Source organism: Amycolatopsis sp. FU40 (genome assembly GCF_021903635.1).
GTDB lineage: Bacteria > Actinomycetota > Actinomycetes > Mycobacteriales > Pseudonocardiaceae > Amycolatopsis > Amycolatopsis dendrobii.
In genome coordinates, this window is sequence record NZ_CP091381.1 from 9,869,488 (window position 1) to 9,885,631 (window position 16,144).

General features: G+C 70.1%; 14 protein-coding genes. 6 read left to right on the forward strand and 8 right to left on the reverse strand.

The genetic code is table 11. From position 1 onward, the window contains the following. Positions 1 to 244: 244 nt before the first annotated feature. Together L3Q65_RS46945 and L3Q65_RS46950 are read left to right on the forward strand one after the other, a co-directional pair. Positions 245 to 748: a DUF3145 domain-containing protein gene (locus L3Q65_RS46945; RefSeq protein ID WP_093576929.1), complete on the forward strand. Its 504-nt coding sequence runs from the start codon at positions 245 to 247 to the stop codon at positions 746 to 748. 23 nt (positions 749 to 771) lie between these two features. Beyond that, positions 772 to 1,371 carry a hypothetical protein gene (locus tag L3Q65_RS46950; protein ID WP_237598581.1) on the forward strand — a complete coding sequence of 200 codons (600 nt, stop codon included), beginning with the start codon at positions 772 to 774 and terminating at the stop codon, positions 1,369 to 1,371. A gap of 69 nt (positions 1,372 to 1,440) precedes the next feature. Here the strand turns inward: L3Q65_RS46950 and L3Q65_RS46955 are convergent, their stop codons facing one another. The 5 genes from L3Q65_RS46955 to L3Q65_RS46975 all read right to left on the reverse strand — a co-directional run bounded on the left by L3Q65_RS46955 (position 1,441) and on the right by L3Q65_RS46975 (position 6,583). Further along, on the reverse strand, positions 1,441 to 2,691 hold the full coding sequence (locus tag L3Q65_RS46955) for a beta-ketoacyl synthase (RefSeq protein ID WP_182896675.1): 1,251 nt from the start codon (positions 2,689 to 2,691) through the stop codon (positions 1,441 to 1,443). Positions 2,692 to 2,742: 51 nt separating this feature from the next. Then, the gene (locus L3Q65_RS46960; RefSeq protein ID WP_009074690.1) at positions 2,743 to 2,988 is read right to left on the reverse strand and encodes an acyl carrier protein; all 246 of its coding nucleotides are present in this window, start codon (positions 2,986 to 2,988) and stop codon (positions 2,743 to 2,745) included. 70 nt (positions 2,989 to 3,058) lie between these two features. Beyond that, a complete protein-coding gene (locus L3Q65_RS46965; protein ID WP_182896676.1) occupies positions 3,059 to 4,042 on the reverse strand; it encodes a beta-ketoacyl-ACP synthase III in 984 nt (327 codons plus the stop codon). After that, the gene (locus L3Q65_RS46970; protein WP_237601019.1) at positions 4,039 to 4,902 is read right to left on the reverse strand and encodes an ACP S-malonyltransferase; all 864 of its coding nucleotides are present in this window, start codon (positions 4,900 to 4,902) and stop codon (positions 4,039 to 4,041) included. The genes L3Q65_RS46965 and L3Q65_RS46970 overlap by 4 nt, the downstream gene beginning before the upstream one ends. 469 nt (positions 4,903 to 5,371) lie before the next feature. Next, positions 5,372 to 6,583: a CdaR family transcriptional regulator gene (locus L3Q65_RS46975; protein ID WP_037820487.1), complete on the reverse strand. Its 1,212-nt coding sequence runs from the start codon at positions 6,581 to 6,583 to the stop codon at positions 5,372 to 5,374. Positions 6,584 to 6,738: 155 nt separating this feature from the next. On the opposite strand from L3Q65_RS46975, the gene L3Q65_RS46980 reads away from it, so the two are divergent. The 4 genes from L3Q65_RS46980 to L3Q65_RS46995 all read left to right on the forward strand — a co-directional run bounded on the left by L3Q65_RS46980 (position 6,739) and on the right by L3Q65_RS46995 (position 11,455). After that, entirely contained in the window at positions 6,739 to 7,656 is a 918-nt protein-coding gene (locus tag L3Q65_RS46980) for an ABC transporter ATP-binding protein (protein WP_182896678.1), read from the forward strand. After that, positions 7,653 to 8,867, forward strand: a complete 1,215-nt coding sequence (locus tag L3Q65_RS46985; protein WP_182896679.1) for an ABC transporter permease — start codon at positions 7,653 to 7,655, stop codon at positions 8,865 to 8,867. The genes L3Q65_RS46980 and L3Q65_RS46985 overlap by 4 nt, the downstream gene beginning before the upstream one ends. Positions 8,868 to 9,591: 724 nt before the next feature. Continuing rightward, a complete protein-coding gene (locus L3Q65_RS46990) occupies positions 9,592 to 10,458 on the forward strand; it encodes a hypothetical protein (RefSeq protein ID WP_182896680.1) in 867 nt (288 codons plus the stop codon). Between the two features lie 358 nt (positions 10,459 to 10,816). Then, positions 10,817 to 11,455, forward strand: a complete 639-nt coding sequence (locus tag L3Q65_RS46995; RefSeq protein ID WP_182896681.1) for a nicotinamide mononucleotide transporter family protein — start codon at positions 10,817 to 10,819, stop codon at positions 11,453 to 11,455. Between the two features lie 2 nt (positions 11,456 to 11,457). On the opposite strand, the gene L3Q65_RS47000 is transcribed toward L3Q65_RS46995, so the two are convergent. From L3Q65_RS47000 to aceE, 3 genes are all read right to left on the reverse strand, one after another. Continuing rightward, positions 11,458 to 11,703, reverse strand: coding sequence for a hypothetical protein (locus L3Q65_RS47000; protein WP_182896682.1), 246 nt, complete (start codon positions 11,701 to 11,703; stop codon positions 11,458 to 11,460). Positions 11,704 to 11,849: 146 nt separating this feature from the next. Then, positions 11,850 to 13,061, reverse strand: coding sequence for an alpha-hydroxy acid oxidase (locus L3Q65_RS47005; protein ID WP_237598582.1), 1,212 nt, complete (start codon positions 13,059 to 13,061; stop codon positions 11,850 to 11,852). 104 nt (positions 13,062 to 13,165) lie between these two features. After that, positions 13,166 to 15,961 carry a pyruvate dehydrogenase (acetyl-transferring), homodimeric type gene (gene aceE / locus L3Q65_RS47010; protein ID WP_182896684.1) on the reverse strand — a complete coding sequence of 932 codons (2,796 nt, stop codon included), beginning with the start codon at positions 15,959 to 15,961 and terminating at the stop codon, positions 13,166 to 13,168. Between the last annotated feature and the right edge of the window lie 183 nt (positions 15,962 to 16,144).

The window sequence follows — 16,144 nt, forward strand, 5'->3', positions numbered from 1 at the left end:
GCGTTTCCGGTGCACCACGCTAGCGTGCCGGGCCGCCGGAACCGTGCTCCGCGCCCTCGCGTCGGCGTGGCTCACCACAATGGGTCGTCCGCTGCGACTTGTGGTGTTCATGTGGCCAAACGGCACGGTTGGGGTGCAGAATGTGCTACACAGGTCGGGAACTGCCGTGGAGGCTACGCAACCTGCGCAAGGTTCGAGAGGTCGTAGGGGAAGACGTCCCTCGTCGAACAAGCGGAGGTCAGCAGTGAGCACCCGTGGCAGCACCCGAGGCGTGGTGTACGTCCACTCGTCGCCGTCTGCGGTATGTCCGCACGTCGAGTGGGCTATTTCGGGCACCCTTGGTGCCCGTGTCGAGCTGAAGTGGACGGCCCAGCCGGCCAGTCCGGGACAGCTCCGGGCCGAATGCAGCTGGAGCGCGCCCGCGGGAACCGCGGGCAAACTCGCCGGTGCCCTCAAGGCGTGGCCGATGGTGCGCTTCGAGATCACCGAGGAACCCAGCGCGGGCGTCGACGGCGAGCGGTTCTGCTTCGCGCCCGGACTCGGGCTCTGGCACGGCCGGACCAGCGCCAACGGCGACATCGTCGTGGGCGAGGACCAGCTGCGCGCGCTCGTCAGCATGACCCGCGGCGGCGAAACCCTCGCGCACAAACTCGACGAACTCCTCGCCGCGGCCTGGGACGAGGCACTCGAGCCGTACCGGCACGCGGGCGATGGCGCCCCGGTCACCTGGCTGCACCAGGTCGGGTGAACGAGGGCGGTACCCTCACCCGGGTGAGCGTTCACCCGGCCCCGCCGTCCCGTCAGCGGTGGTTGATCCCCGTGCTCGTGGTGGTGCTGTCCATCACCGTCGCCGGGGGTCTGCTCGCCCGCGAGCTGTACCGCCGCCCCGATTCCCCTCGCGCGGCCGACGGCGAAGCCATGGCGCCGTCCGCCACGACCAGCGGCGGTGCGGCCGACAAGTCCGGTGCGATCGAGGTCGGGGTCACCCCGGACGCCCAGAACCACCCGCAGGACGAGGCCGTCCGCACGGTGCTGAAGGCGTATTTCACCGCGGTGAACCAGAAGGACTACGACGCCTGGGCGGAGACCGTCAGCGACGCGCGCCGCAGCAAGATGCCGGAGTACGACTTCCACCGGAGCTTCCAGTCCACGAAGGACGTCGACGTCATGCTGTACCGGATCGAACCGGGTGCGCAGGGAACGCTGCGGGCGCTGGTCGGGTTCACCAGCACGCAGTCGCTCAACGAGGCCCCGGTCGACTTCCAGGAGAAGTGCATCCACTGGCGGCTGGTGCTGCCGATGAAGTACGAGCACGGTTCGTACCGGATCGACACCGTCGACGGCACGGCCACCGAACACGACAAGTGCTGAAAACTCCGCTGAAACGCTGAAGGGCCCCGCGGGAAATTCCCGCGGGGCCCTTCAGCGTGAAAAGGAAACTCAGTTCGCCGGCGTGAACAGCAGCGCGGTGTTGTGCCCGCCGAAACCGAACGAGTTGGACAGCGCCGCGGCGAGTTCGACCTTGCGGTTCTCCCCGGCCACGACGTCGAGCTGCACCTTCGGGTCCAGTTCGGTGAGGTTCAGCGTCGCGGGCACGACGCCCTCGTACAGCGCGAGAATCGTCGCGATGCCCTCGACCGCGCCCGCCCCGCCGACGAGGTGGCCGAGCGCGCCCTTCGGCGCGGTGACCACCGGGTGCTCGCCGATCGCCGACCGGATCGCGGCCGCCTCGCCGATGTCGCCGACCACAGTGGACGTCGCGTGCGCGTTCACGTGGCCGATGTCCGAAGGGGACAGTCCGGCCATCGTCATCGCCGCGCGCATCGCCGCGATCTGCCCGATGCCCTCCGGGTGGTTGCCCGTGATGTGGTAGGCGTCGGACGTCAGGCCGTAGCCGGCCAGCTTCGCGTAGATCCGCGCGCCGCGGGCCTTCGCGCGGTCGGCCCGCTCGAGCACGACGACGCCGGAGCCCTCGCCGAGCACGAAGCCGTCGCGGCTCACGTCGAACGGACGCGACGCCGCGGCCGGGTCGTCGTTGCGGGTCGACACCGTGCGCGCCTGGGCGAACCCGGCGACGGTGATCGGGTGGATGCAGGCCTCGGAACCGCCCGCGACCACCACGTCGGCCCGTCCGGACCGGATCATCTCGAAGCCGTTCGCGATGCCCTCGGCCCCGGACGCGCACGCCGACGCGGGCGAGTGCACCCCGGCCCGCGCCTTCAGGTCGATGCCCACGTGCGCGGCGGGCCCGTTCGGCATCAGCATCGGCACGGTCAGCGGCGACACCTTGCGAAGACCCTGCTGGTGCAACAGATCGTTCTGGGTCAGCAGGGTCACCGGCCCGCCGACCCCGGTGCCGATCGAGACGCCGAGGCGTTCCGGTTCGACGTCGGCGTGCTCGTCGGTCTGCTCGGCGAACCCGGCGTCGGCCCAGGCCTGGCGGGCGGCGATGATCGCCACCTGCTCGCACCGGTCGAGCCGGCGGGCCTGCACGCGGGGCAGGATGTCGGTCGGCTCGACGGCGAGCTGCGCCGCGATCCGCACCGGCAGGTCCAGCTCCTCCGCCCAGTCCGCCTCGATCGTGCGGATCCCGCTGCGGCCGGCCAGCAGACCGTCCCAGGTGGACGCGACGTCCCCGCCCAGCGGCGTGGTCGCGCCCATGCCGGTGATCACGACGTCGATGTTGCTCATGGGTGTCTCCCCAAGGTCGGCTCCGGACCGGGGCCCGGGTACGAAGAGGACTTACTTCGAGTTGGCGGACACGTAGTTCACCGCGTCGCCGACGGTCTTCAGGTTGGCCAGCTCGTCGTCCGGGATCTTGACGCCGAACTTGTCCTCGGCCTGCACGGCGATCTCGACCATCGACAGCGAGTCGATGTCCAGGTCGTCCACGAACGACTTCTCCTCGGTGACGTCGTCCTGAGCCACGCCGGCGACCTCTTCGACGATCTCGGCGAGGCCGGCGAGAATCTCAGTGTTGTCAGCCATCGGTGTTGTTCCCTTCTCGGTTCTTCTGGAGGTCCGCTCGCGGGCACGGCGCCCGCGGGGGAAGTATCGCTCAGGGCAGGACGAACGCCTGCGCGGCATAGGAAAGCCCGGCTCCGAAGCCGACCGCCAGCACCACGTCGCCGCTTTTCGCCGTCCCGGCCTTGCGCATGTGGTCCAGCGCCATGGGGATCGAGGCGGACGAGGTGTTGCCCGAGTACTTGATGTCGTCGGCCACCACGATGTCCTCGCGCGCCCCCTTGGCGCGCAGCTTCTTGGCGATCGACTCGACGATCCGGAGGTTCGCCTGGTGCGGGGCCAGCACGTCCACATCGGACGGTTGCAGCCCGGCGGCTTCCAGCGCGCGCAGCGCGATCGGCGCGATCTGCGTGGTCGCCCAGCGGAAGACCGACTGGCCCTCCTGGTAGATCCACTGGTGGTCGCGCATGTAGATGAGGTCGACGAGGTCGCCCGCGCTGCCCCAGACGACCGGGCCGATGCCCGGCTCGTCGGATCCGCCGACCACCGCGGCTCCCGCGCCGTCGGCGAAGATGATCGCGTTCGCGCGGTCGGTCGGGTCCACGACGTCGGTGAGTTTCTCCGCGCCGATCACGAGGACCTTCTTCGCCGAGCCCGCGCGCACGAGGTCGGAGGCGACGCCGAGGCCGTAGCAGAATCCGGCGCACGCGGCGTTGAGGTCGAACGCGCCGGGGCTCGGGACGCCGATCCGCGCGGCGACCTGCCCGGCCGCGTTCGGGATCGGGGACGGCATGGTGCAGTTGGGCACGATGACGGTGTCCACTTCGGACGCGTCGATGCCCGCGTCGGCGAGCGCTTCGGACCCGGCGGCGACGGCGTAGTCGACCAGCACGTCGTCCTTCTCGCCGAACCGCCGCTCGATGATGCCGACGCGGTCGCGGATCCACTGGTCGCTGGTGTCCATGACCTGCGACAGGTCGTCGTTCGTGACGATCCGGTCCGGCTGGTAGCTGCCGAAGCCGAGGATGCGGGCGGCGGGGGCGCCCTGGGCGAGGCGAAGGGTGGGGCGGGCGGTCACTGGGCGTCCTCCTCGCGCAGCTTCGCCAGCTCGGCGGGCGACTTCAGCGCGGTGGTAGTGGTGACGACGCCCTTGAGCTGCCGCTTGACCAGTCCGGTCAGGGTGCCCGCGGGCGCCAGTTCGACGGTGCGGTCCACGCCGAGCGAGACGAGCCCGTCCATGGTGAGGTCCCAGCGGACCGGGCGGGTCACCTGGGCGACGAGCCTGCGCAGGTACTCCGCGCCGCTGGTGACGACCTGACCGTCGGCATTGGACAGCAGCGGGCGCGTCGGGTCGGCCGGGGAGAGACCGGCGGCGTGCTCGCGGAGGGCGTCTTCCGCGGGGGCCATGTAGGGCGTGTGGAAGGCGCCGGCGACCTTGAGCGCACGGATCTTCGTGCCCTCCATCGGCTCGGCGATGATCCGCTCGATCGCGGCGGCGGACCCGGAGGCGACGATCTGCCCGGCCCCGTTGCGGTTCGCGGCGGCGAGGCCCTGGCTTTCCAGCCACGCGGCGACTTCCTCGGGGTCGCCGAGCATCACCGCGGCCATCGACGTCGGCTCGAGCGCGCACGCCTTGGCCATCTCCGCGCCGCGGACCGCGGCGAGCGCGACGGCGTCGGCCGGGCTGAGCACGCCGGCGATCGCGGCCGCGGCCAGTTCGCCGACGGAGTGGCCGGCGACCGGCGCGTCGTCGGCGACCGGCAGGTGCTCGAAGGACAGCAGGGACAGCGCGACGATCAGCGGCTGCGCGACAGCGGTGTCCTGGATCTCCTCGGCTCCGGCCTCCGTGCCGAGCCGGATCAGGTCGAGCCCGGAACGGGCGGACCACTCTTCGACGCGCGCGCGGGCGCCGTCGAGTTCGAGCCACGGAGCGAGCATGCCGGGGGCTTGGGAACCCTGGCCGGGGGAGAGGACTGCAACTGTCACGCTGTCTATGAGACCACGGGACCCCTCGCGCTTCGGCTGCGGGCGGTCACCAAGTCCGCGCGGCGTTATTGGAGGAAACCTCCAAAGACCCGCCGGAGAACCCGGTCCTTAACCCATCCGCCTTGTGGGATTCAACCAGCGCTTGCCGTGAAGTCTGTCACCCGCCACGCGCTCGCCACGCCCCTGTCACGCCGTGCTCGCGCCTCGGCTCGGAGGATGGCGGAGCAGGCCCGGGTGTGGGCCGGAGGTCGGCAGCGCCTCCGCCGGACGCGGGAGCGGATTCGGGCAGGGACGCACTCAACGCGGCGTCGGGGTTTCTCCGCAGCGGACGCCGTGTCCGAGGGCGCGTGCAGTTGTCCTCGACTGGTGTCGCGCCGCGGACGGTTGCCGGAGCAGGGAGCCAAGCGGCCCGGCCAGGCGATCACCACAGCCCGCGGGCGCGGGCTAGCCGACCGACCGTGAGCGCGACCCGCAGCACCAGCGCGTCGCGGGCGTCGGTCGGGTTGCGGCCGGTCAGTTCGGCGGCTTTGCGCAGCCGGTACCGGACCGTGTTCGGGTGCACGAACAGCGTTTGCGCGCAGCGTTCCAGCACCCCGCCAGTGTCCAGATAGGTCTCGACCGTCCGCTGCAACGCCGCCCCGGCTTCTTCCAGCGGCCGGGCCACCAGGTCGACCAGCAGCCGCTCCGCGCCGGGGTCGCCGGACAAAGCGCGTTCGGGGAGCAAATCGTCAGACCGCACCGGGCGGGGTGCGGCGGGCCAGCCGACCACCGCGCGCAGGCCGGACAACGCCTCGGCCGCGCTGTGGTGCGCCTCGGCCAGCGTCGGCACCGTCGGACCGGCCACGACCGGGCCGTCGGCGAACACCGTCGACATCCGGGCGAGGATTTCGCGTTCCTTCGGCCCGCCCTCGGTGGGGCCGCCGATCACGATCACCAGCCGCGAGCCCTGAACCGACAGCAGTACCGCGCGGCCGACCCGTGCGGCGCGGGCGCGGACGTCGAAAACCACCGTCGGCGGGTCGTCGGAGGGCGGATTCCCCACCAGCACAGTCGCTGCCGCCGCCGGATCCCAACCGAGCGCCGCGGCCCGCGAAAGGACGGATTCTTCGGCGTCGCCGCGGACGATTCCGTCGACCACGAGCGCTTCGAGCCGGGCGTCCCACGCGCCGCGCGCTTCCGCCGCCGCGGCATAGGAATTGGCCGCGGCGAAAGCGATTTCCCTGCCGTAGCGCAGAATTCCTTCGATCAACGCGGCACGTTCGGCTTCCGAGGCGGCGAATTCGGGGAGTTGCTCTTCGAATACTTCGATCGCGAGCCGCACCATCGCGACGGCCTGGCGCAGGCTGATCCAGCGCGACACTTCGGTCGGCGCGTCGCGGAAGGCCTCGGTGGTGAGCTTCAGCGCTTCCTTCGAATCCCGCAGCCACGCGACGAATCCGCTGGCCCCGGTCTGCGTGATCAGCAGGACGCTGGCGCGCTGGTCGGCGGGCAGCCGCGCGAACCACACCAGGCGGCGTTCCATTTCCGCGACGCTCGCGCTCGCCAGCCGCCCGGAGGCGTGCTCCAGGCTGCGCAGGGTTTTCGCGGACAGCCCGTGGTGCTTGCGCGCTGGGCGTCCCGTGGTGTCGGCCATGTCGGATCCGATCCTACGTGCCGCGCGGCGCCCGCAACTTTAGGCGGACGCGACAGCGACCTCAGGTGGTGGGCGCGGCTCGGCCGAAGTGCCTAGGATCCCTGGTGGGGTGGTAGGGGATCACCCCGGGCGAAAAGAGAACAGGGGGACGGGCCATGCCAGAGCCCGGACTGGAGATCGACGGGATCTCCAAACGGTACGGCGCCGTCGTGGCGCTCGAGAAAATGACGTTCGACGTGCGGCCGGGGGAGCTTTTCGGATTCGTCGGAAGCAACGGGGCGGGCAAAACGACCACCATGCGGATCGCGCTCGGCGTGCTGAGCGCCGACGCGGGCCAGGTGCGCTACGCGGGCGAGCCGATCACGCACGAGACCCGCAGGCAGATCGGCTACATGCCCGAGGAACGCGGTCTGTACCCGAAAATGAAGGTCGGCGAACAGCTCACGTATCTCGCCCGGTTGCACGGAATGCCCGCCGCCGCGGCGAAGGCGTCGAGCGAGCGGTGGACCGAACGCCTCGGCGTGGCCGCGCGCCGCGACGACGAGGTGCAGAAGCTCAGCCTCGGCAACCAGCAGCGTGTGCAGCTGGCCGCCGCGCTGGTGCACGAACCGCGGATTCTCGTGCTGGACGAACCGTTTTCCGGACTGGACCCGGTGGCCGTCGACGTGATGAGCGACGTGCTGAAGGAGAAGGCGGCCGAAGGCGTTCCGGTCGTGTTTTCCAGCCACCAGCTGGATTTGGTGGAACGGCTGTGCGACCGGATCGGGATTGTCCGGAGTGGACGGATGGAAGCGTCCGGCACGGTGGCGGAACTGCGCGCGGGCGGGACGACCCGGCTGCTCGTCGATGCGCCCGAGGCTCCCGAAAACTGGGCGGCCGGGCTGTCCGGGGTGACCGTGATCGGCCGCAGGGGAGCGGTGACCGAGCTGGAACTGGCCGACGGCGCGGACGACCAGGCGGTGCTGCGCGCCGCGCTGGCGACCGGTCCGGTGCGGGAATTCGCCCGGAAACTGCCGTCGCTGACCGAGTTGTTCCGTTCCGTCGTGTCCGAGCACCAGGAGGCCGCGGCATGACCGGGTCCGATGTCCAGATGAGCCCGATGTCAGCGGTCGGCCTTGTCGCCGGGCGGGAAATCACCACGCGCGTCAATTCGAAGGCCTACCGCATCACCACGCTCGTGATGGTGCTGATCGTCGTCGCGCTGGCGCTGATCTTCAAGTTCTTCAACGGCGGCGGGAGCGCCGACGCGACGGTCGGCTACGTGCCCGCTGCCTCGCAGCTGGCGCAGCCGCTGTCCGCGACGGCGAAGTCGATCGGCCAGACCGTCGCGACGCAGCAGGTAGCCGACGAGAAGGCCGGCCAGGAGAAGCTGCGGGACGGTTCGATCGACGCGCTGCTGGTGCAGGACGCGAAGCGAGTGCACGTCCAGGTGAAGAAGGACCTGGACGCGAAGCTGAAGAACACGTTCACCGTGCTCGAAGGGCAGCTGGCGCTCAACCAGCAGATCGAATCCCTCGGCGGCGATCCGGCGAAGGTGCGCCAGGCGACCGCCGAGGCGACGATCGACGAACTGCCGCCGCTCGAGAAACCGTACGACTACAACGGGCAGCAGCTCGTGCTCGGCATCATCGCGGGCATCCTGATCTACCTCTCGCTGATGCTCAACGGGCAGAGCGTGGCGCAGGGCGTCGTCGAGGAGAAGACCTCGCGGGTGGTCGAACTGCTGCTGTCGACGATCAAACCGTGGCAGCTGATGGCCGGGAAGGTGCTCGGCATCGGCGTCGTCGGGCTGATCCAGATGCTGGCGATCGGCGTGGCCGGGGTCGCGGCCGGGCTCGGGTTCGGGGTGCTGACGATCTCGGTGAACGCGGCGGTCGGCACCGTGATCTGGCTGATCGTCTGGTACCTGCTCGGGTTCTTCATGTATTCGATCGTGTTCGCCGCCCTCGGCGCGCTGGTGTCGCGGCAGGAGGACGTGGGCGGCGCGACCATGCCCGCGCTGATGTTCGTGATCGCCGGGTACGTGGTGGGGATTTCGATCCTGCCGTCGAATCCGGGGAGCCCGCTGGCCGAGGTGCTTTCGGTGATCCCGGTGTTCGCGCCGACGCTGATGCCGATGCGGCTGGCGATGGGCGGTGTGCCGGTGTGGGAGGCGGTGCTGTCGGTCGGCCTGGTCGTCGCGCTCATCCCGGCGCTGATCTGGCTGGCCGCGCGGATCTACCGCAACGCGGTGATGCGCACCGGCGCGAAGGTGAAGCTGCGCGACGCGCTGCGCGCCGCCTGACAGCGGAGGTCTCACACAGCGGGCCGCGGCGGACTGCCGCGGCCCGCTTTTCTGTCGAAAGCCTCTACTCTCGGTGGACACGGTGGTCCAGTGAGGGACCTGGGCAGCGGAGGCGCTAACCCACGTGGGTTAGCGGCATCGGGTGAGTTGCGTGAACGCCGCCCCCGCGAGCCCTCTGTTCCGGTTGCCGGCCGCGCGCCGGTTAATGACCTTCGCGCGGCATCTTGCCCGCGCGCTATTGCCGCCGTGCGGTTATCCGGCACGCGCGCGGAAGGCCCGCGCAATTCGCCGCCGCGGGCTGCCCGGCAACGCGAATTCGCACCGCACAGACGAGGCCTCTCCGGGATTCCCGTCCGGACATCTCCGCCGCCGCGCCCAGGTCGGCGCGCAAATCCGTCGGCGGCCCGCCAATCGACCGAACATGAAGACCAGATGAACGGCGGAGAAAACCCGAACCGCATTCGTCTCGGAAGCGCCGTCGCACGGCAATAAAGAGCGGGAAATGTTCGAGGCCGCTCGGCGCTTGCGGTTTTCGCTGCGCCGAGCGGCCTCGTCTCCCCGGTCCCCACCGGTAGGACAAGTATGGCGGCGATTGATCTTCCCGCGCCAGTCGTCTCACTCGATCGTGGTGCACAGCACTCGGGTGCAGTGGGTACCTGTCCTGCGACCCGGTGCGACAGGACGGTGCCGGAATCCACGTCGAACCGCGGCGAAGGGAGCCAGCGTGGGTGAACAACTCAAGGACGGACTCGGACAGGCCTGGAATCTGGTGGCCACGTTCGTCCCGAAACTCGTGGGTTTTCTGATCATCCTCTTGATCGGCTGGCTGATCGCGAAAGCCGTGTCCAAAGCCGTCGGGCTTGTTCTCGGAAAGCTCGGTTTCACGCGGATGGTGGAGAAGACCGGGCTGACCGGAATGGTGAAGGGCGCGAATCTCGACGCCACCGCCGTGCTCGTGAAACTCGTCTACTACTTCATTCTGCTGATCGCGCTGCAGCTGGCGTTCGGGGTGTTCGGGCAGTCGAACCCGGTGAGCCAGCTGCTGAACGACATCATCGCGTTCCTGCCGAGGATCCTGGTCGCGGTGGTGCTGATCATCGTCGCGGCGGCGATCGCGAAGGTCGTGCGCGACGTCGTCGCGGGCGCGCTGTCGGGCCGCCCGGCCGGACGGCTGCTCAGCACGATCGCGTACTGGCTGGTGATGGCCTTCGGCATCATCGCGGCGCTGGGCCAGGTCAACATCGCGACGGCGGTGACCGGCCCGATCCTGATCGCGGTGCTGGCGACCGCGGGCGGTGTGATCGTGGTCGGCTTCGGCGGCGGCCTGATCAAGCCGGCCCAGGAACGGTGGGGCGGCTGGCTGGCGAACCTGCAGGGCCAGGTCGGCTCGGGCGCCGGCGGCTCGCGGGAGCCGGGCCAGGTGAGCGGGCAGCACGCGCAGGCAGGCCAGACCCGGACGCAGGGCTACCCGCAGTCGCAGTCGGGCAGCCTTCCGCAGCCGAGCGAGCAGACCCGCCAGATGCCCGCGGACGGCGGCCGTCCGCCGGAGCCGCCGACCCCGCCCGCCGGGTTCGGGCGCGTGGACCGCTGAGCCGGTACCAGGTGCGCCGGGGATTCCGCGGACAGCGAGCTGATCCGCGGGCCCGCACCGGCGTCGGGCCGTGCTGCTGACCGGATTCGAGCCCGGTCGGCCGCTTCGCTGACGGCCTCCACCGATCCGCGGATCGGTGGCCAGGGGCCGCGTTGCTTCGGCAGCGCGGCCCCTGCGCTCTGCCCCGTGTTCGCGGGGCTCGCTCGGGCGATCGAGGCCCGGCACCGCCTCGGTGCCGGGCCTTCGCCGTGTCCGGCCCCGGCGTCCACTCAGCGGGACTGTCTTCAGTCTCACATCGGCACGGGAATGGAGGCTTCGTGCTGCATGTTGGGAGGCGTAGATCGGAAGGGGTGCCGACGTGGACTTCCTGTTGCACCACGGCGTGACTGTGTTCGGCCAGTGGATCTCGATCGCCGAGCTGGCCGGGCAGGTGTTCGCGCTCGCGGTCGTGTTCCTCGCGCAGCGGCGGACGCTGTGGACCTGGCCGGTGCAGGTCGGCGCGACCGTCCTGCTCTTCTCCGTTTATGCGTCCGCCCATCTCGGCGGTCTCGCCGGGCGGCAGGTGGCCATCCTGCTCATCTCGCTCTACGGCTGGTGGGCCTGGAACCGCCGGACCGACCCGGTGTACGGCGTCGTCGTGCGCAAGGGCCGCTGGACCGAGCGGGCCGTGATGCTCGGCGCGTTCGGGCTGGGCACGGTCGCGATGGCGCTGACGCTCCAGGCGCTCGACGCGTCGTGGGCACCGTGGCCGGACGCCGCGATTTTCGTCGGGACCCTCGTCGCGTTCGCCGCCCAAGGCGTCGGGCTCGTGGAGTTCTGGGGCGTGTGGCTGGTGGTCGACGCGATCGGCGTGCCGCTGCAGATCAGCTCCGGCCTGTACTTCTCGGCCGCGATCTACCTCGTGTTCGCCGCGCTGGTGATCCACGGCTGGGTCACCTGGAACCGGTCGGCGCGCACCGCGGTCGCCGGCGAGAAGACCGTCGCCGCGGCGCGCTGACCTCACGCGCCGAGCGCGAGCTGCCCGTCCGGGGTCAGTTCGGCCCGCGTCCACTGGCCGACCGCGCCGCCCAGCGCGGACACCGGGCGGACCAGGCCTTCCCGGACCAGGTCGTGCGCGGTCGTCTGGTCACAGCAGGGCAGGCCGTCGACCCTCAGGTCCGGTTCGCAGCTGCGGGTGAGTTCGGCTCGGCCTGCGGCGATCGCGCGCAGCATCGCCAGCGCGCGGCGGTTCAGCGTGACGGACATGGTCTTCTCCCTCGGATGATCCGAAGGCAGGAGACGTGATGTCGGTCACTGGATACCGGATTACGCCGACTGCGCCGAACTTGGCACTGAATGTCCGTGCAGGGCCCCTTGAGGGAATCTCTCAAGGGGCCCTGCACGGTTGAGGCTCAGCGGAGCGTCGCGTGGGTGGGGCGGAGGTCGTCGACCCGCCGGACCCCGAGCAGCTGCATCGTGCGGATCATCTCGGTGCGCAGGATGTCCACGCAGCGCTGCACGCCGCGTTCGCCGCCCGCCATCAGGCCGTACAGGAACGCGCGGCCGATCAGCACCGCGTTCGCGCCGCGGGCGAGCGCGGCCACGATGTCGCCGCCGGACAGGATGCCGGTGTCGACCCAGACCTCGGCGCTGTCCTGGATCTCGTCCAGCGTCGCGGGCAACAGCTCGATCGGCGTCGGCGCGCGGTCGAGCTGACGGCCGCCGTGGTTGGAGAGCAGGACCGCGTCGGCGCCGTGTTTCACCACGTCACGGGCGTCGTCGACGTTCTGCACGCCCTTGATCACGAGTTTCCCCGGCCAGGTCTGGCGCACCCAGTCGAGGTCGTCGAAGTTCAGCGTCGGGTCGAAGAGCTTGTCCAGCAGTTCCGCGACGGTGCCGCCGAAGTGGTTGAGCGACGCGAAGTTCAGCGGCTCGGTGGTCAGCATGTTGAACCACCACGCCGGGTGCATCGCGCCGTCCACGAACGTCTTCAGCGTGATCGCGGGCGGGATGGTGAGGCCGTTGCGGACGTCGCGCAGCCGCTGGCCCGCGACCGGGGTGTCGACGGTCAGCAGGAGCGTGTCGTAGCCGCTCTCCCACGCGCGATTCATCAGATCTTCGCCCGCGCCGTGGTCGCGCCACACGTACAGCTGGAACCACTTGCGCGCGTCCGGCGCGGCCGCCGCGAGGTCCTCGATCGACGTGGTGCCCATCGTCGAAAGCGCCATCGGCATGTTGTTGCGCTGGGCCACCCTGGCCACCGCGCGCTCGCCCTCGGTCTGCATCATCCGCGTGAACCCGGTGGGCGCGAACGCGAACGGCAGCGCCGAGCGCTTGCCCAGAATCTCCCTGGTGGTGTCCACATCGGACACGCCGCGCAGCACGTTGGGCTGGAATTCCACGCGGCGGTAGGCCTGCCGGGCGCGGCGGAGGCTGTCCTCGAGTTCGGCCGCGCCGTCGGTGTAGTCGAACGCCGCCCGCGGGGTGCGTTTGCGCGCGAGCATCCGCAGATCGGCGATCGTGTGCGCGCCGGCGAGGCGCCGATCGGTCGGGTTCAGCACGATCGGCTTCGGCCGCAGGATCTCTTTGAGCTCGCTGGGCCGGGGCAGGCGACGCTGGGTCACGCTCGACCACCTTTCGTCAGGCATCCGGATACATCCGATGTCTACCTTAAAGCAGGGACCCCTCCAGGACACTGTCCCGGAGGGGTCCCCGAATCAAGCAGCGGTCACGCGTTGCCGGAGTCGGACGTCTGCGGCCCGGCGGCCGCCACGTCGTCGAGCCGGTAGCGGCGCGCCGCCTCGGCGACCTTCGCCTGGTCGAACTCGCCGCGCTTGGCGAGCGCGGACAGCGCGCCGACGGTGATCGACTCGGCGTCCACCAGGAACTTGCGCCGCGCGGCCGGGCGGGTGTCGGAGAAGCCGAACCCGTCGGTGCCGAGCGTGAGCATGTCGGTGGGCACCCACGGGCGGATCATGTCCGGCACCGCGCGCATCCAGTCCGACACCGCCACGACCGGGCCGGAAACCTCCGACAGCTTCTGCGTGACGTACGGAACCCGCGGCGTCTGGTCCGGGTGCAGCAGGTTCTCGTGGTCGATCTCGACCGCTTCGCGGCGCAGTTCGCCCCACGACGTCGCCGACCACACCGCGGCCCGCACGCCCCACTCCTCGGCCAGCATCTTCTGCGCCTTGAGCGCGTCCGGCATCGTGACGCCGGAAACCAGCACCTGGACCTCCGGGCCGTCGCCCGCGGGCGCGTCGGCGTACCGGTAGAGGCCCTTCAGGACGCCGTCGACGTCCAGGTTCTCCGGTTCGGCCGGCTGCTGGTACGGCTCGTTGTAGATGGTGATGTAGTAGAAGATGTTCTCGCCGTTGCCGTCCGGGCCGGTCTCGCCGTACATCCGGCGCAGGCCGTCCTTGACGATGTGGGCGATCTCGAACGAGTACGCCGGGTCGTACGCCACGACGGCCGGGTTGGTCGCCGCCAGCAGCAGCGAGTGCCCGTCCGCGTGCTGCAGGCCCTCACCGGTCAGCGTGGTGCGGCCGGCGGTGGCACCGAGCACGAAGCCGCGGGCCATCTGGTCCGCCGCCGCGTACAGGCCGTCGCCGGTGCGCTGGAACCCGAACATCGAATAGAAGATGTAGATCGGGATCATCGGCTCGCCGTGTGTCGCGTACGACGTGCCGACGGCGGTGAACGACGCGGTGGAACCCGCCTCGTTGATGCCCTCGTGCAGCAGCTGGCCCTTCTCGGACTCCTTGTACGCCAGCATCAGGCTCGCGTCGACCGAGGTGTAGGTCTGGCCGTGCGGGTTGTAGATCTTGGCGGTCGGGAACATCGAGTCGAGGCCGAACGTGCGCGCCTCGTCCGGGATGATCGGGACGATCCGCTTGCCGATCTCCGAGTCCTTCGCCAGCTCGCGGATGAGCCGGACGATCGCCATCGTGGTGGCGACCTCCTGCTTGCCCGAGCCCTTGCGGACGCCCTCGTAGACCTTGTCGCCGGGCAGCACGAGCGCCTTGGCGGTCTTCGGGCGGCGCTCCGGCAGGTACCCGCCCAGCGCCTTGCGGCGGCCGCGCATGTACTCGATCTCCGGCGAATCCGGACCGGGGTGGAAGTACGGCGGCAGCTTCGGGTTCTTCTCGAGCTCCTCGTCGCTGATCGGGATCCGCTGCGCGTCCCGGAACAGCTTCAGGTCGTCGAGGGTGAGCTTCTTCATCTGGTGCGTGGCGTTGCGGCCCTCGAACGACGGGCCGAGACCGTAGCCCTTGATCGTGTGGGCCAGGATCACCGTCGGCTGGCCGTGGTGCTCCATGGCCGCCTTGTACGCCGCGTACACCTTGCGGTAGTCGTGGCCGCCGCGCTTGAGGTTCCAGACGTCGGCGTCGGACAGGTCCTTGACCAGTTCCTTCGTCCGCGGGTCGCGGCCGAAGAAGTGCTCGCGGACGAAGGCCCCGTCGTTGGCCTTGTACGTCTGGTAGTCGCCGTCCGGCGTGACGTTCATCAGGTTGACCAGCGCGCCGTCGCGGTCGGCCGAGAGCAGCGCGTCCCATTCGCGGCCCCAGATGACCTTGATCACGTTCCAGCCCGCGCCGCGGAAGTAGGACTCCAGCTCCTGGATGATCTTGCCGTTGCCGCGCACCGGGCCGTCGAGCCGCTGCAGGTTGCAGTTGATCACGAAGGTCAGGTTGTCCAGGCCCTCGCCCGCGGCCACGTGGATCAGGCCGCGCGATTCGGCCTCGTCCATCTCGCCGTCGCCGAGGAACGCCCAGACGTGCTGGTCGGAGGTGTCCTTGATGCCGCGGTCGTGCAGGTAGCGGTTGAACCGCGCCTGGTAGATCGCGTTCATCGGGCCGAGGCCCATCGACACCGTCGGGTTCTCCCAGAACTCCGGCATCAGCCGCGGGTGCGGATACGACGGCAGGCCGCCGCCCTCGCCCGCGTGGCTGTACTCCTGGCGGAACCCGTCGAGCTGCTGCTCGGTGAGGCGGCCCTCGAGGAACGCGCGGGCGTACATGCCGGGGGAGGCGTGGCCCTGGAAGAAGACCTGGTCGCCGCCGCCGGAGTGGTCCTTGCCGCGGAAGAAGTGGTTGAAGCCGACCTCGTACAGCGCCGCCGAAGAGGCGTAGGTGGAGATGTGGCCGCCGACGCCGACGCCCGGCCGCTGCGCGCGGTGCACCATGATCGCCGCGTTCCAGCGGATGTAGCGGCGGTAGCGGCGCTCGATCTCCTCGTCGCCCGGGAACCACGGCTCGTTCTCGGTGGGGATCGTGTTCACGTAGTCGGTCGACGTGAGCGCCGGGACGCCGACGTTGCGCTCCCGGGCGCGCTCGAGGATGCGCAGCATCAGGTACCTGGCCCGCTGCTGGCCCCCTCGCGCCAGCGCCTCGTCGAAGGAGTCCAGCCATTCGCTGGTCTCTTCCGGGTCGATGTCGGGAAGGTGCGCCGCGAGTCCGTCACGGATGACGCGTACGCGAGCCGGGGTCTCCTTGCCGGAGGCGCCGTCGTTCTGCGGGGCCAAGGGGTCTCCTTGTAGCTGGTTGTAGCCGTTGTAGCTGGTGGGCGGGAGTGCTCGCCGACGTCCATGGTCGTCCCGGTTGGGGTTCCCGTCACCTGTACTGCCCGGTAACATCGGCCGCCCGAGTGTCGCCACTCCCCGCGCACGGTGTATCGCGCGCGCGTTTTCTCTCCTCCACCCTAAAGG

Excerpts from the sequence above, each read along its gene's own strand:
- L3Q65_RS46975 (WP_037820487.1), bottom strand. The coding sequence starts at position 6,583 with ATGGCCGACACCACGGGACGCCCAGCGCGCAAGCACCACGGGCTGTCC.
- L3Q65_RS46960 (WP_009074690.1), bottom strand. The coding sequence starts at position 2,988 with ATGGCTGACAACACTGAGATTCTCGCCGGCCTCGCCGAGATCGTCGAA.
- L3Q65_RS46980 (WP_182896678.1), top strand. The coding sequence starts at position 6,739 with ATGCCAGAGCCCGGACTGGAGATCGACGGGATCTCCAAACGGTACGGC.
- L3Q65_RS47000 (WP_182896682.1), bottom strand. The coding sequence starts at position 11,703 with ATGTCCGTCACGCTGAACCGCCGCGCGCTGGCGATGCTGCGCGCGATC.
- L3Q65_RS46985 (WP_182896679.1), top strand. The coding sequence starts at position 7,653 with ATGACCGGGTCCGATGTCCAGATGAGCCCGATGTCAGCGGTCGGCCTT.
- L3Q65_RS46955 (WP_182896675.1), bottom strand. The coding sequence starts at position 2,691 with ATGAGCAACATCGACGTCGTGATCACCGGCATGGGCGCGACCACGCCG.
- L3Q65_RS46970 (WP_237601019.1), bottom strand. The coding sequence starts at position 4,902 with ATGCTCGCTCCGTGGCTCGAACTCGACGGCGCCCGCGCGCGCGTCGAA.